Annotated in this window: 11 protein-coding genes and 1 pseudogene; 6 read left to right on the plus strand and 6 right to left on the minus strand. The window is 60.6% G+C overall.

Translation table 11 applies throughout. The annotated features are described in order from the left end of the window. Window positions 1-40 precede the first annotated feature (40 nt). From EC915_RS15655 to mnmC, 4 genes are all read right to left on the minus strand, one after another. Window positions 41-1,129 carry a lipocalin-like domain-containing protein gene (locus EC915_RS15655; protein WP_133751444.1) on the minus strand — a complete coding sequence of 363 codons (1,089 nt, stop codon included), beginning with the start codon at window positions 1,127-1,129 and terminating at the stop codon, window positions 41-43. Continuing rightward, entirely contained in the window at window positions 1,119-3,599 is a 2,481-nt protein-coding gene (locus tag EC915_RS15660; RefSeq protein WP_133751445.1) for an ABC transporter permease, read from the minus strand. Before EC915_RS15660 ends, EC915_RS15655 begins: the two co-directional genes overlap by 11 nt. Next, the gene (locus tag EC915_RS15665; RefSeq protein WP_133751446.1) at window positions 3,599-4,267 is read right to left on the minus strand and encodes an ABC transporter ATP-binding protein; all 669 of its coding nucleotides are present in this window, start codon (window positions 4,265-4,267) and stop codon (window positions 3,599-3,601) included. The genes EC915_RS15660 and EC915_RS15665 overlap by 1 nt, the downstream gene beginning before the upstream one ends. 269 nt (window positions 4,268-4,536) lie before the next feature. Continuing rightward, window positions 4,537-6,513, minus strand: a complete 1,977-nt coding sequence (mnmC, locus tag EC915_RS15670; RefSeq protein WP_133751447.1) for a bifunctional tRNA (5-methylaminomethyl-2-thiouridine)(34)-methyltransferase MnmD/FAD-dependent 5-carboxymethylaminomethyl-2-thiouridine(34) oxidoreductase MnmC — start codon at window positions 6,511-6,513, stop codon at window positions 4,537-4,539. Window positions 6,514-6,688: 175 nt separating this feature from the next. Here mnmC and pap point away from each other — a divergent pair, with 175 nt between their 5' ends. Then, the gene (gene pap / locus EC915_RS15675; RefSeq protein ID WP_133751448.1) at window positions 6,689-8,191 is read left to right on the plus strand and encodes a polyphosphate:AMP phosphotransferase; all 1,503 of its coding nucleotides are present in this window, start codon (window positions 6,689-6,691) and stop codon (window positions 8,189-8,191) included. A 105-nt stretch (window positions 8,192-8,296) separates the two neighbouring features. On the opposite strand, the pseudogene EC915_RS15680 reads toward pap, so the two are convergent. Beyond that, window positions 8,297-8,602, minus strand: a pseudogene (locus tag EC915_RS15680) (YbaN family protein); the annotation flags it as partial. Window positions 8,603-8,612: 10 nt separating this feature from the next. After that, window positions 8,613-9,200: a YecA family protein gene (locus EC915_RS15685; protein ID WP_133751450.1), complete on the minus strand. Its 588-nt coding sequence runs from the start codon at window positions 9,198-9,200 to the stop codon at window positions 8,613-8,615. 211 nt (window positions 9,201-9,411) lie between these two features. Here EC915_RS15685 and recQ point away from each other — a divergent pair, with 211 nt between their 5' ends. From recQ to EC915_RS15710, 5 genes are all read left to right on the plus strand, one after another. Then, window positions 9,412-11,538 carry a DNA helicase RecQ gene (gene recQ, locus EC915_RS15690; RefSeq protein WP_133751451.1) on the plus strand — a complete coding sequence of 709 codons (2,127 nt, stop codon included), beginning with the start codon at window positions 9,412-9,414 and terminating at the stop codon, window positions 11,536-11,538. A 193-nt stretch (window positions 11,539-11,731) separates the two neighbouring features. Next, complete coding sequence (locus EC915_RS15695) at window positions 11,732-12,166, plus strand: MarR family transcriptional regulator (protein WP_133751452.1); 435 nt, start codon at window positions 11,732-11,734, stop codon at window positions 12,164-12,166. 135 nt (window positions 12,167-12,301) lie between these two features. Beyond that, window positions 12,302-14,611: a FimV/HubP family polar landmark protein gene (locus EC915_RS15700; RefSeq protein ID WP_256658748.1), complete on the plus strand. Its 2,310-nt coding sequence runs from the start codon at window positions 12,302-12,304 to the stop codon at window positions 14,609-14,611. Next, window positions 14,612-14,914: a SelT/SelW/SelH family protein gene (locus EC915_RS15705; protein WP_133751453.1), complete on the plus strand. Its 303-nt coding sequence runs from the start codon at window positions 14,612-14,614 to the stop codon at window positions 14,912-14,914. A gap of 3 nt (window positions 14,915-14,917) precedes the next feature. Then, window positions 14,918-15,817 carry a bestrophin family protein gene (locus tag EC915_RS15710; RefSeq protein WP_133751454.1) on the plus strand — a complete coding sequence of 300 codons (900 nt, stop codon included), beginning with the start codon at window positions 14,918-14,920 and terminating at the stop codon, window positions 15,815-15,817. The last annotated feature ends 26 nt before the right edge of the window (window positions 15,818-15,843 follow it).

A 15,843-nucleotide genomic window follows, 5' to 3' on the forward strand; every position in this document is an offset into this window, starting at 1 on the left:
ATCACGGTCTCAGACATTTGGGCGGCTACGCGCAAGAGGCTCAATACCCGGTCATTTCCAGATACCCCACACCGTCCTGGGTCCCGCTCACCTGAACCGGACCTTCCCAATAAGGAATCTGTAGATTCATCCAGGCTTGCGGGTTGAGCGCTTCAACCGTCAGATGCAGGCCCTTGCCCGGAATGTTTACCGACCATCGCGTGGGCATGTCGCGGCCTTCAACGGTTGTTGTGTCCTGCGGCTCAAGTTCGATGTCGCCTGCTGCAAGCAGCCCGGTGCTGCCATCGGCGCTGATCCAGGTGCCGGTCAAGTAAGGTTCGCCGTCCTTCTGGCGCATGCGGTACAGCATGACGTCAGTCCCGTCTTTCAAGTGCAGGGAAAACCAGTCCCAGCCGGTCTGATCGTTCGTCAGCGGCTGGCTGCTCCATTCTCGATCCAGCCATGCGGGACCGGACACCTGGTAAGCCTTGCCATCGATCTCGATACTGCCGTCGGCCTCGAAAAACGGCTGACTGTAGTAGTAGGACGCCTGACCTTGCTCGGATTTCTGACTGAAACCCTGCTTGCCCTGCAGCACCAAAGGCTTGCTCGAGGTCAGGTGCAGGCGGTAGTTGAACTGCGGGCCGCGTGCCTGCAACTGCATATCGGCCAAGGGATCATCGGTGGCCGACCGGCTGCTCAAGGCCCAGTCATCGATCCACGCCGAGAAGGGCGCCAGAGTGACGCCAGCCTGGCCCACGCCGCCGCGGGCATAGCGTTCGGCGGCGTAGTGTTCATCTGCCGAAGTGACAGCCGCGTGGCCCATCCACAGGTTTCGATTGCTCCAGCCCTGATCGTCGCCTTGTGCGACTTTCGCGCGGGGAAGGGCGTTGCGGAACAGCGTCCATTGCACCCCGAATGACTGGCCGTCGGCGTCCTTGAGGTTGGCCGTGATGTACCACCACTCAATGCGGAAATCATCGTGGGGCCCGTGGTCTTCCGGGAATACAAAACGTCTGTCCGGGGTCACTTGAGCGTAGCTTGCGGCGTCGTCAGCAAGGCCAGCGAAACCCTTCTCCTCCTCAGGTTTGTTGTCGCAACCGACCAGTGACAACGCGACGATCAGCAGGGCAAGCGCGTTAGCTTTCATTGGCGAACGTCCTCAGCAAGTCGGCAGGTCGGGTGCGATACAGACGATAAAGAGGCCAGGCTGAAGCCAGCAGGGTAGCCAGCATCGCCAGCAACATCAGCCTCAGCAGCTGGCCTGGGAACACCTGCAGCGGCAGACGCCAGCCGAACGCCTGAACGTTGATCACCGCGTCCAGGCACCATGCCAGCAGCAGCCCCAGCGGAATCGCCAACACCAGCGTCAATAGCGCCAGCAACCAGGTTTGAGCCAGATTGAGCAGCATCAATTGCCGTCGTGTGACGCCTAACGCCCAGAGTGGCGCCAGTTGCCCAAGTCGACTCTGACTCTGGGTCAGCAGGCTGATGAATAGCGCCACTCCCGCAACCATCAATGTCAGGCTGTTCAACGCGGCGGTCGCGGCGAAGGTGCGTTCAAACACCTGTTGCGACCAGGCCTTGAGTTGGATCTGGTCGACGATGCGGCTGTCGTCGATGGTGAATTTGTTATGCAGCACCCGCAGCAATTGAGGGATGGCACGAGGGTCGATGCGCAGGTTGAACCGATTGGGCGTCAGCTGTGGCCAGTGTTCGAGCAAGTGCCCGGCGTTAACCAGCATGTGGCCCTTGGGGTTGCCATAGTCGGCGTAGATACCCACGACGCGCAGCCGCCAGTCACCGTCCGGCGCAGGCAGTTTTACTTCGTCACCCACGGCGACCTTGAGCCTGCGCGCCAACTGCTCGCTGAGCATCAGCGTGTTATCTTTGGCCAGTTGCCCCCAGGGATCGTCACCAGCCGACTCGAGCAGCGGCCAGTGTTGCCGGTAGTGCGGATTGTCGATGATGCCGTACAGCTCGGCGGGCCAGCCGTGCAGTTGCAACGAGACCTGCCAGTTGGGCAAAACAGCGGATGTCAGAGGTTGCTCGCTCAGCCATTTTTGTAATGGCGCCGCTTGGGCGGAATTCTGCGGATTGATGTACAACTCCGCACTCAGCCGTTGCTCCAGCCAATGGTTGAAAGTTTGACGAAAGCCGGAGGTCATGCTGCCCGCGCCGATGTTCGCCGCCATGGCCAACAGTAAAGCCATCAACGCCAGGCTCAGGGCAGGCAACTGTTGGCGGCAGTCAGCCAGGAACCATTGGCCCAATACCGATCGGGTCTTGCCCAACAGGGCGTTGAGCAAGGCGTTGAGCAATACCGGCAGGCCCAATGCAGCGCTCAATAACAGGCTGGCCATCAGCACGAAACCCATCGTCAGGCTGTTGCCGAACAGGGCAGCCAGCAGGGCGATCACGGCGCCTATACCGGCAATCCAGCCTTGACGCCTGAGCCAGCGCGCGTGGGTCTCATGCCAGGCCTGGGCATTGCCCAGTGCGAGCAAAGGCAGACGTGCCGCGCGCAACAGGCTGCTGGCACCCGCGAGAAAGGCACCCAGCAAGGCGACGCCCAGGCCGCTCATCCACCACCAGATGCTCAGGTTCAAATGGCCGGCCACCTCGGCGCCATACAGCCCGCGCAAACTGGCGGCGACATCCGGCAGCAACACGCTTGCCAGCCAGTAACCGCTGATGACCCCGGCGACGCCGCCCAACAGCGCCAGCACACCCAGCTCAATCACCAGACTGGCGGTCAAGCTCCGCGCGCTGACTCCACAGGCGCGCAAGTTACGCAGTAATCCGCGACGCTGTTCCAGGGCCAGGCCAATCGCCGCATGCACGATGAAAAGCCCGACCACGAAGGATAAAAACCCCAGCGCGTCGAGATTCAAATGAAAGCTTTCAGTGAGGCGGCCCAGATCGTTGTCTTCGCCACTCTTGCGGATGATCAGTTCGCCCTTCATCTCATCGGGCAGGGCGGGCGGATTTTCCGCAAAATCCGTCGGCAGAGTCATGCGCGAGATCTGCCCGGGCTGGTTCAGCAGGTGCTGGGCATAGCCGATGTCTACCAGCAAAAGGCCGGGGGCCATATCGGTTTGCGCACGCAGGGGCGGCAGGGCTTGATCGGCTTCGCTCAGGGGCTGCTGACCTTCGTGTAGACCCAATGCCTGCATGGTCTGTGGGGAGATCCAGGTGCTGCCGGGCGGGGTGAAAAACTCGACGATCTGTGCGGTATCCAGCGTCTGCCCGGCCAGTGCCGTTTGGGCGGGCAGCGACATCGGCTCGATGCCCAGCAGTGTCAGACGTTGATCGGGCAGGCCCTTGAGCGTGATCCGGCCACGCAAGGCGGGCGACACCGGCCAACCGGCCCGACGCAGGCTGACGAACAGCGCTTGCGAGTAATTCGCGCCATTGGGCGCGACAAGAATCTTCTGCGGCTCACCGCCGATCATCTGGCTGGCTTTGGCGTAACTTTCCCGGGCCTGGCTGTTCAGCGCCTGCACACCGGTGAGCAGGCTGGTGGCCAGCCACAAGCCGGTCAGCACGCTGAAAAACTGCACCGGATGACGCCGCCAATGGCTGAGCAGGGCTTTGAGCGTCCAGAAAAACACTGGCATCAGCGAACGCCTTCAGAAGCCAGGCGCCCCAAATGCAGCACCGCCTGGCGATCCAGGCGCGCCGCTACCCGTGGGCTGTGCGTCACCATCAACAGGCTGGTAGGACTGTCGGCAAGCAGGTCCAGCAGCAACTGCAGCACTTCGTCGCTGGTGTGTTCGTCGAGATTGCCGGTGGGTTCGTCCGCTAGCAACAGGCCGGGGCGCGAAGCGAGGGCACGACCGATGGCAACCCGTTGCTGCTGGCCACCGGAGAGCTGTTCGGGATAGCGCTTGAGCAATGCGCCCAGTCCCAGTCGCTCGACCAGCTCGGCCTGCCACCGGGGCTGATAACGCCCGGCCAGTCGCGCTTGAAAGGCGAGATTGTCTTGGACTTTGAGGCTGCCGATCAGGTTGAACTGCTGGAACACCAGACCGATTTCAGTACGTCGCCAGTTTGCCAGCCGCGCTTCGTTCATTTGGTCCAGGCGCTGGCCTGCAATTTCAATGCTGCCCTTGTCGACAGGGTCCAGCCCGGCCACCAGGTGTAACAGTGTGCTCTTGCCGCTGCCGGATTCACCCATCAGCGCCAGGCTTTCGCCTTGGCCCAGCTGCAAATCCGCGCCCCGCAATACCGCCAGCGGACCTTGGGCTGTGGCATAGCTTTTAAACACGCCTTGGACTTGCAGCATCGACATGCACCTGAAAGGAGAACGAGTTGCACAATACCGGGATATATAAGCAGTCGGACAATGGATCTGCAGGGGGGTGAAGAAGTTGCGTTGGATGTGGGGCAGACAAGCGCCTTTGCACCAGAGCAGTAGTTGCGAATCACGCGTGGCCTGCGAAGTTTCTGGAGCTTTGCGACAGTGGCGAATGCATTGGGCAGGCGGGACATATCGACTGACATGCCGCCTTCGTGCTCTGGTCGTCGTGTCGTGCACTTGCTGGCAAGGCGCTGTTATTTCCCGCGAATCAGACTGCGCAACACAAACCGGTTCGGATGACAGGCTTGGGCCACGCTGCGCGGCAAAGGCAACGGTTCGTTATCCAGCCACGCGGCGATCAACTCGCCGGACAACGGCGCGGTAATCAATCCGCGCGAGCCATGCCCGCTGTTTACGTAGAGTCCATCGAGCCAGGGGCATTCGGACTGCGGGACCTGCCGGGCATCCTTTCGCAAGACTGCATAGGCCTCAAGAAATGCATCCCTGTCTGCCAACGGACCGACGATGGGCAGGTAATCCGGGCTGGTACAGCGAAATGCGGCGCGCCCTGACAGCTGTTCGACAGGCAGTGCATCGACCTGCAAGCGTTCGCTCAAATCGGTCGAGATTTCCCGCAGCAATTCAAGATTGCCAAGGTGTTCGGCCACAGTCGGCGTCAGATCATCGCTGTTGAAATCAAAGCTGGCGCCCAGTGTGTGTTCACCCAGGCGTGCTGGCGCTACGTAGCCTTCGGCACACACGACGGTGCTCAGCGACTGGCTGGCCTCGTTCTCCCGCAGTCGGGTGATCTGGCCGCGAATCCGCTTGAGGGGCAAGTCTGCACTGGCCGGGAATCGTTTGATTTCCGCCGCGCCCGCCAGTACCACCACGGGAGCTGAGTCCAGCAGCCGCTCGCCATCCCACGCTTGCCAAGCGTCACCTTCACGCCGCAGCTCCAGTACATCGTTGTGTGCCATCAGGCGAATGTTTGCCCGATTCGCTTGCTGCCGACACAGCGCAGGTGGATGCACCCAGCCGCCCTCGGGATAGAACAACCCGCCGCTGGGCAAGTCAACGCCAGCCTTGGCCTGGGCTTCGGCTTTGGTCAGAACATGCAGCAGCTCAGGGGAGAATGCCTGTGCCAGGTGCGTCTGGCGCTCGCCTTCCTTCTCGTCGAATGCCAGTTGCAGCACACCGCAGGCCGCCCAATCGACACCCTGCTGGAGGCGCTCCAGCCTACGTCGCGTATACCCGAAACCACTGAGGATCAACTGCGACAGCGCTGTACCGTGGGCCGACAGTTTCAGATAGAGCACGCCTTGAGGATTGCCCGACGCTTCCTGGGCGGGGGCCTCATGGCGTTCCAGCAGGCTGACCTGCCAGCCTCGCGCGGCAAGGCTTTGCGCCGTGGCGCAGCCAGCCAGTCCTGCGCCGATCACCAGCGCCTTGCGTTCGCCTTGCGGCAAGTCGGGCCGCGCGAACCAGGGTGTTGCAAGGCTGGGCGCAGGCACGTCTTGGGGCCAGCCAATGAACGTGCCCTTGAGCACCTCCCATTTGTGACCGATGCCCGGCACACGTTTCATCTTGAAGCCCGCGGCATTCAGGGCACGGCGGACCCAGCCGGTACTGGTGAACGTGCCGATGGTCGAGCCTGGCGCGGCCAGCCTGGCCAGTTCGGCAAACAATTGCGGCGTCCACATTTCCGGATTTTTCGAAGGTGCGAAACCGTCGAGAAACCACGCGTCGATCTGCCCGTCCAGCTGCGGCAACATCTCCAGCGCATCGCCGATCAACAAGGTCAGGGTGACGCGCCCGTCGTCGAACGCCAATCGCTGGAAGCCTTGGTGAATGGCCAGGTATTGATCAAGCAACTGATCGGCGAAGGTTTTCAATTCCGGCCACAAATTCAAGGCGCGCTCAAGGTCGGGACGGCTGAGGGGAAACTTCTCGACGCTGACGAATTGCAGTCGCGCGCCGGGTGTGGCGCAAGCGTCGAACAACTGCCACGCGCAGAGAAAATTGAGCCCGGTGCCAAAGCCGGTTTCGCCAATGACCAGACGACCGTCCGCTGGCAGAGCAGTGACGCGCGCGCGCAGGTCGTTCTGGGTGAGGAATACGTGACGGGTCTCGGCCAGGCCCGACTCGTTGGAAAAGTAGACATCGGCGAATGCCCGGGAGATCGGGTTGCCGTTTTCGTCCCAGTCGAGTTGGGCGTGCTGGACAGTGGTCATGGTCGGGCTACGGAGGGCGCTTTGGCAGGGGCAAGGCCGCTATCTTAACTCACTGCACTCACTGCGCGGGTTGGCTTGCTGCACGACGATTGATCCATGACAGGGATTCGTTGTCACAACCCACACCGCTCGTATCGATCCGCTAGTCTTGAGCGATCTGGAACAGGAGCACTACATGTTCGAATCCGCTGAAATCGGCCACACCATTGACGACAAAACCTACGACGCCGAGGTTCCGGCCCTGCGCGAAGCCCTGCTTGACGCCCAGTACGATCTGCACGAACAGGGCAAGCGCCAGATCATCGTATTGATCAATGGCATCGAGGGTGCCGGCAAGGGCGAAACCGTCAAGCTGCTCAACGACTGGATGGATCCGCGCTTTATCGAAGTGCGCACCTTCGATCAGCAGACCGACGAGGAACTCGCCCATCCACCGGTCTGGCGCTATTGGCGCCAACTGCCGCCCAAGGGGCGTATAGGTATCTTTTTCGGCAACTGGTACAGCCAGATGATTCAGGGCCGGGTGCACAAGCAGTTCAAGGACCCGGTACTGGACCAGTCAATCAACAGCGCTGAACGTCTGGAAAAGATGCTCGTCGATGAAGGCGCAGTGATCTTCAAATTCTGGTTCCACCTGTCGAAGAAGCAGATGAAGCTGCGCCTCAAGACCCTCAAGGACGACCCGCTGCACAGCTGGCGCATCAGCCCGCTGGACTGGCAGCAATCCCAGACCTACGACAAGTTCGTACGCTTCGGTGAGCGGGTGTTACGCCGTACCAGCCGCGACTATGCACCCTGGCATGTGATCGAGGGCGTCGACCCCAATTACCGCAGCCTGACCGTCGGGCGGCTGTTGCTCGAAGGTTTGCAGAACGCGCTCAAGACGCCTGAGGGCAGCGCCAACCTGGTTAACGTCGGTCCTTTACCCAGTAACACCGATGAACTGAGTCTGCTGGACAATCTGGACATGACGCTTGCGTTGGAGAAAGACGATTACAACGAGCAGCTGATTACCGAGCAGGCTCGGCTTTCCGGTTTGATGCGCGATAAGCGCATGCGCCGTCATGCGTTGGTGGCGGTATTCGAAGGCAATGACGCGGCGGGCAAGGGCGGGGCGATCAAACGCGTGGCCGGGGCGCTCGACCCCAGGCAATACCACATCGTGCCGATTGCCGCGCCGAGTCAGGATGAACTGGCGCAGCCGTACTTGTGGCGTTTTTGGCGACAGATTCCGGCGCGTGGCAAGTTCACTGTATTCGACCGCTCGTGGTACGGGCGGGTGCTGGTGGAGCGCGTTGAGGGGTTCTGCTCCGAGGCTGACTGGTTGCGCGCCTACAGCGAGATCAACGACTTCGAAGAACAGCTCACCGATGCGAATGTAGTGGTGGTCAAGTTTTGGTTGGCCATCGACGACAAGACCCAGCTGGAACGTTTCAAGGCGCGGGAGAAGATCCCGTTCAAACGTCACAAGATCACCGACGACGACTGGCGCAATCGCAAGAAATGGCCGCAATACCGCGAGGCCGTCGGTGATATGGTCGACCGTACCAGCACCGAAATTGCCCCGTGGACGTTAGTGGAAGCCAACGACAAACGCTGGGCGCGGGTGAAAGTGCTGCGCACTATCAACAATGCGCTGCAAGCGGCGTTCGAGCGGGAAGATAAAAAGCGGAAATAGAACGCTAAGCGCCGGAGCCGGGGCATCGGTTGTAGAAAGCGTCTGAGCGTTTTATTGGAGCGCCGGAGGTTCAGATGGCAGCAGTGCGGTGTAATTAACGTTTTTGATGCTGATATACCGCATTCGCGACCGTCGTAACCTGCCCTTGAGCGCAATTGCGTCGCCTTCCAGATACCCACCCATCCACGGGCCGAGCCGAGGGTGATCGACCAGCCAGTGATAGAAACGAGGAGAACTGCGCGCAAAACAGGCCGCAGCCAATAGAAGAAAAGGAGTAGTGGGCAAAACCGGGACAAAGATCCCGATCACGCCGAGCGCCACACTTAGCCAACCGAAGCCCTGCAAGAGATAACGTACGAGCCGGGATCGACTCGTACGCAATGCTGAATCAGCGGGGCGGCGTTGCGCCATAGGCGCCGACTCAGTGGTGGCGGGGCTTGAGGATCGCCGGCTTTTCATCCGGTGCTTGCAGCAGCAGGTACAGCGCAGTCAGCGCTTCGGGAATCTGTACGATCATGTCGTCCATCAGGTTTGCATCCGCAGCGATGTCAGCGAACTCCGGTTGCTCATCGAATAGGCCCGAACCGACCATGATCGGCAGCAGCATCTCGCTGACTTCTTCTTCGTCGTTCTCGAACCAGGCCGACTCACGGAGGAACACACCTTCCATAAAGCCGATGCACCAGCCACGCAATTCCGAATCATCTGGCTCATCGCCCAGATCCAGATCGCAAGGCAGTTCAAACTCTTCATCCGACGCCAGCTGACGGGCGATGTGCTCTTTGAGCTTGATCAGCGTGGATTCGACTTCCTGGTGCTGAGCGTCGTCGGCGTAATGCGGAGGCTCGGCGAACAAGGCGTCGATCCATTCGCGCTCAGGCACCGTTTCGGCACAGATCGACAGCGCGGTCAGGTAGCCGTGGGCGGCTACATAGTCCAGCGCTTCGTCATGCAGCTCATCGGCGTCGAGGAAGGCTTGCAGGCGGTTTAATTGCTCAGCGAAGGACATGGAAGGGCTACCTTGAAAATAAACGATGCTGAATTCTAGGCCCTGAGGGCTCACGGCGCCAGCAGCGAGGCTTATAGAATCGGCATTGCTGCTAATTTCGACCGCTGGTGTCACCGCTGTCCTATCTCTTGGGGCGCTCCGGTATACTCCCGCGTTTTGCAATTTCTACAGCGATTCTTCACCCGCTGCTGCGGCACCACCCGGGGTACTTATGCTCGACCAGGCTCAACGCGTACTTAAAGACATCTTCGGCTATGACAGCTTCCGCGGTCGCCAGGGTGCCATTATCGAGCGTGTGGCCAGTGGCGGTGATGCTCTGGTGCTGATGCCCACCGGCGGCGGTAAATCCCTGTGCTTCCAGGTGCCCGGCCTGCTGCGCGATGGTCTGGCAGTCGTGGTCTCGCCCTTGATCGCGTTGATGGACGATCAGGTCGCAACCCTCGAAGAGCTCGGTGTTTCCGCTGCCGCGCTGAACTCTACCCTCAGTGCCGAACAGCAGCGTGATCTGGCCAACCGGATTCGGCTGGGGGAAGTGAAAATGCTTTATCTGGCGCCGGAGCGATTAGTCCAGCCGCGCATGCTGGCGTTCCTGCAAAACCTGAAGATTGCCCTGTTCGCCATCGATGAAGCGCACTGCGTTTCACAATGGGGACATGATTTCCGTCCGGAATACCTGCAATTGGGGCAGCTTGCCGAGCTGTTCCCGGACGTGCCGCGTATCGCTTTGACTGCAACCGCTGACAAGCGCACCCGCGAAGAAATCGTTACCCGTTTGCATTTGCAGAACGCCGAGCGTTTCCTCTCCAGTTTCGACCGGCCAAACATCTTCTACCGCATCGTGCCCAAGGAACAGCCGCGCAAACAGTTGCTGGCGTTTCTCTCCGAACGCCGCAGCGACGCCGGGATCGTTTACTGCCTGTCACGCAAGAAAGTTGAGGAAACCGCTGCGTTCCTCAGCGACAACGGCTACCCGGCATTGCCTTACCATGCCGGTCTTCCCATCGAGACCCGTTCCGGTAATCAGCGCCGCTTCCTCAATGAGGAAGGGTTGATCATGGTCGCCACCATCGCCTTCGGCATGGGCATCGACAAGCCCAACGTGCGTTTTGTCGCGCACATGGATCTGCCCAAATCGCTGGAAGCCTACTATCAGGAAACCGGTCGGGCAGGGCGTGACGGTCTGCCAGCCGATGCGTGGATGGCCTATGGTCTGCAAGACGTGCTGATGCTCAAGCAGATGCTGCAGAACTCCGAAGGCGACGAGCGCCATAAACGCGTCGAGCATCACAAGCTCGACGCCATGCTCGCGTTGTGTGAAGAAACCCGTTGTCGGCGTCAGTCGCTGCTGGCGTATTTCGACGAACACATGCCCAACCCTTGTGGGCATTGTGATAACTGCGTCGATGGCGTGCAGACCTGGGATGCTACCGAACCCGCGCGTCAGGCGTTGTCTGCGATCTACCGCACGGGGCAGCGCTACGGGGTCGGGCATCTGGTGGATGTATTGCTGGGCAAGGAAAACGACAAGGTGCAAAGTTTCGGCCATCAGAAGCTGGCGGTATTTGGCGTCGGCAAGGGGCGCAGTGAGGGCGACTGGCGCTCCCTGTTTCGTCAACTGGTCGCTCGCGGTCTGGCTGACATCGACCTTGAAGGTTATGGCGGCCTGCGTCTGAGCGACACCTGCCGCCCGTTGTTGCGCGGCGAAGTGACTCTGCAATTGCGCCGCGACCTCAAACCGCAAACCACCGCGAAAGCCTCGGGCAGCCCGGCCAGCCAATTGGTGCGTGGCGAAGAGCGCGAGCAATGGGAAGCCCTGCGCGCCCTGCGGCGCAAGCTGGCGGAAGAACATGGCGTGCCGCCCTACGTCATCTTCCCGGATTCAACCTTGCTGGAAATGCTCCGAAGCCAGCCTGGCAGCATGGCCGAGATGGGCCGGGTCAGCGGCGTCGGTGCGCGCAAGCTGGAGCGTTATGGCGAGGCATTCCTGCAAGTGCTTGGCGGCGCGGCACCTGCGCCGCGGGTGGTCACCGACCTGCGCCACGAGCTGATCAGCCTTGCCCGCGCCGGCATGACCCCGATGCAGATTGCCAGTCAGTTACAGTGCTCGGAGAAAAACGTCTACACCCTGTTGGCCGAGGCCATCGGCAAGCAGCAGTTATCGCTGGATCAGGCGCTCGATCTGCCGGAAGACTTGCTCAGCGAAATTCAGGACGCCTTCCTCGACGGCGAAGGCGAGCTGCCACCTGTGGCCTCCATCGCCCAGATGTTCACCGGTCGGGTGCCGGAAGGCGTGCTGTATTGCGTACGTGCGGCGTTGCAGTCGGAGTTTGAGGTGTAACCCAAGCTCCCTGCATCACGATGTTGCAAGCGCACAGTCTCAAAGGCTGTAAGGCATTGCGCGACAAATCTGTCGAACTCCGGTCCACCACGCCGTTGTGCGACGAAACACCCCATCTGTGTACTTGCCTCGTCAGTATCTCCATGATTAGCTGCCTATTAATTAGGAGTCGCCTTTAATCACCGAGTTACTTATGCCATTAACAGAAGAACACCGCTTCGGCATGCAACTGGCCAATCTGTCCCGGGGCTGGCGTGCAGAGCTTGATCGCCGTCTGGCCGATCTGGGGCTGTCCCAGGCTCGCTGGCTGGTCCTGCTGCATCTGGCGCGATTTTCAGAGCCGCCGACTCAGCGTGAGCTGGCCAAAAGCGTGGGCGTCGAAGGCCCGACTCTGGCCCGTTTGCTCGACAGTCTTGAGAACCATGGGCTGGTGCAGCGTCAGGCTGTCCTTGAAGACCGGCGGGCGAAGAAAATCCTGCTCAGCGATACGGCCCGACCATTGATCGAGAAGATCGAGACCATCGCCACAGATCTTCGTCACGAGCTGTTCGCGGGCCTTGATGAGGAGGATTTGCGGGTGTGTCTGCGCGTGCATTCAACAATTCTGGGCAATCTGGAAAAATCCTGACGATATGGCCCGGTGCCTGCCACAAATACATTGAACCTGCTGAAACATCCTGTTCTATTTGCACCCATAATGATTTGCTCGGACTGGGTGTCCGCAAAACGAATTTGCAGGGAAGCCTGCCTCATAAGGGGTCGCATGCTGAAGAGTTTTCAGGCCGGTAGTCGGCGCGGCGGTTTCGGATCACTTCGCGTTCAGTCGGGTCTTCGTACAGGGTTGCTGGCGTTGGCCGTTGCCTCGGCGGCCACGCTGCACAGTGCTATGGCCGCAGCTCTGGGACTTGGCGACATCATCTTGCATTCCGCGCTGGGTCAGCCTTTCAACGCTGACATCGAACTGATCGAAGCAGGCGGTCTGAGCCCTGAAGAAATCGTGGTCACGCTGGCGCCTGCCGACGCGTTCGCCAAAGCCGGCGTCGAGCGAGTGTTCTTTCTCAACGAACTACGTTTTACCCCGGTCATTCGTGGTAACCGGGCCGTCGTGCATGTCGAGTCGCGCAAGGCAGTGACCGAGCCCTACATGGACTTCGTCGTGCGGTTGGCCCGGCCTAATGGCGACCAGTTGCATGAATACACCGTGTTGCTCGATCCGCCCAATTCGCCGACCGGACTGGCTGCAGCCCGTAGCCGCGCGCAGTCTGCTAACGCCGAGGGCCAGGCTGATCAGTCACGGCTACCCGTTGCACCGCCCAAAGCGGTACAGGGTAAGCGCTACACAGTGGCCTCCGGCGATACCCTGGCTGGCATTGCGCGCCGTATACAGGCGCCCGGCGACAAGACCTCCAGCGCTCGGTTGATCAGCGGCATTCAGGCGCTCAATCCGCAGGCCTTTCCCAATGGCGAGCGCAGCCAGTTGAAAGTCGGTCAAAGCCTGCTGCTGCCAGACAGCGCGGTCGAACCCAGGGCCGCTGCCGCAGCGCCTTCAGCGTCCGCACCAAGCGTTCAGGCACTGGCCCCGGTACCTGCACCCGCCGCAGCCGCCACGACGCAGGGCACTGACGAACAAACGACTGCCTCGGCCATTGAGAACCAGCTGTTGGCCAAGACCGTCGAGGACCTGAAGGGTCAAGTCAAGAAGGTGACCGAAGACGACGAGGACAAGACCAGGCAGCTCAGCGAACTCCAGACGCAGTTAGCCGAGATGAATGCCGCCGCCGCTGCGCCGGCCCCGACAGATGCTCCCGGGAATGCCCCGATCCGCAAGAACGAGTCTGCTGTAACTTCCGTTGCCCCAGCGCCAGTTCCAGCACCTGCTCCAGCATCGGCGCCTGCCGCTCCCGTTGAAGACGATGATTTGCCCTGGACGACGATTCTGGCCGGGCTGCTGCTGGTGCTTCTGCTGCTGGCGCTGGTCTGGTCGGTGCGGCGCAACCGCATCAAAAATCAATTGGCACTTGAGCCCGAGGCGTTAGAGTCCTTGGTTCATACCGCCCCAGCAACAGTCATACCGGTATTCGAAATCCCGGCAGTCACCCCGCATCCGGCCGCAACGCCGGCGCCTGTCGCCAGCGTGCCCGCACCTGTCGGTCAACGTCTGGCGGGTGCGGCGACGGACGCTCTGGACGGCGCCAGCATCTATATCGCTTACGGTCGTTTTGCCGAAGCGCAAGCGATCCTGCGCGAGGCGCTGGAGCGCCAGCCGCAACGCACCGACGTGCGCATGCGCATCCTCGAATTGCTCGGCGAACAAGGCGATGTCGCCGAGTTCGATGAGGAAGAAAAGGTGCTGCTGAGCCAGGGTGTCGAGGCGCGGAAACTTCAAGAGATCCGCGCACGCTATCCGAAACTCAACGTCACGCCCGTGCCAGCCGTGGATTTAGCTTCCGCAATAGCCCCTGCGGCTGTTGCGGGGGCTGCGGTTGTCGCAGCGGTCGCTGTAGAGACCGTGGCCAGCAAAGAAACCCCTGCCCGGTTGGACCAGAACGCCGCAGCATCGCTGAACCCTGCACCGGGCGACGACTTCCAGCTCAACCTTGATGACTTGTCCATGGACGCCGACTGGGATCTGGTTGATCCCTTCGAGAGCACGCCTGCGCCGCGCAAACCTGCGCCGGATGCCAAGCCCGAGCTAGATCCTGCATTCGCTTCGGACCTCACACAATTGCCGGAAGTCTTTGAGATGCCCGACGAGCAGTTCCTCAGCGACTTTGCCGAGGATGAGGAAACGTCGGAGGTCGAGGTCCGGTATGAAGCAGTGCCTGACGCTGTTGCCCAGAGCAGCAGCGACTTGCTGGATGATGCTTTTCTTGACAGCTTCATGAACGACGACACTGAATTCGATCTGATGGACCTTGGGGAAGAAGAGCCCCTGAGCAAGATCAATGAAGCGCAGGTTCTGATCGATGACGGCAATATCGAGGAGGCCCGTCGTCTGCTGCAGGAAGTGATTGACGAATCCGATGACGGCCCGCAACGGACCGCTCATGACCTGCTGGCGGGGCTGGAGTGATTGATGAGCGCCAAGGCTGAAATCGTCATCACTTACTGCACTCAGTGCCAATGGTTGCTGCGTGCTGCCTGGCTGGCGCAGGAACTGCTCAGCACCTTTGGCGACGATCTGGGCAAGGTATCGCTGGTTCCGGGAACCGGCGGGGTATTTCGCATCACCTGCGATGATGTGCAGATCTGGGAGCGCAAGGCCGATGGCGGTTTCCCCGACGCTAAAATGCTCAAGCAGCGAGTGCGCGACCGCATAGATCCGGATCGCGATCTCGGGCATAACGATCGCGATGCTCGCCCGGACGGGGACTGACCCATGATCGTTCGGCCTCATCCCAACCTGCTCAACGTGCTGCTGGCCCTCAAGGGCTCGATTGCCCGACGTATTGCGCTGCGCGCCGTGATGGTGACGTTGCTGGCGGCAGTCATCGTGCTGATCGAGAGCCTGCACCCGGATTACTTCGCCAAGGTCAGCGCGACGCCGTTTACCTTGCTCGGTCTGTCACTGTCGATCTTCATGAGCTTTCGCAACAACGCCTGCTACGACCGCTGGTACGAAGCTCGCAAGGCGTGGGGCGACGTGATCACCGAAACGCGATCAATCATCCGCGAAACCCAGGTGATCAAGGATGGAGCACTACGTGCCGGTATCTTGCGCGATTTATGCGGCTTTGCTCATGCGCTGAATGCGACCCTGCGTCATCAGGATATGCGGGAAGTTGCGCAACCCTGGCTGAGTCATCTGCCGGCGGCGGACAGCGCCAACTTCTGCGACAAGGTACTGCAGCAGATCGGTCGGCAGTGTTCACAGGCCAGCGAAGCGGGGCACATCAACGAGTGGCGCTATACGCTGATGGCGAATCACTTGAGCGCGCTGAGCCGGGTCGTGACCACCTGTGACCGCATCAAGCACACCCCCTTGCCGTTCCCTTACACCTTGTTGCTGCACCGCACGATCTACTTGTTCTGCATCCTGTTGCCCTTCGCCATGGCAGAACCACTGGGCTGGATGACGCCTTTGTTCATGGCCATTGTCAGCTACACATTCTTCGGCCTGGACGCCATCGGCAACGAGCTGGAAGACCCGTTCGGCTACGATGAAAACGACCTGCCTCTGGATGCATTGGTGCGGGTGGTCGAACGCGATGTACTCGATGCGTTGGGCGTCCACCCCCTGCCGCCATTGCTGGAGCCTGTGGAGTTTGTATTGACCTGACGTGCAGAAGTCGCCAGGAGACCGTT

The organism is Pseudomonas sp. LP_7_YM (assembly GCF_004364435.1).
Classification (GTDB): domain Bacteria; phylum Pseudomonadota; class Gammaproteobacteria; order Pseudomonadales; family Pseudomonadaceae; genus Aquipseudomonas.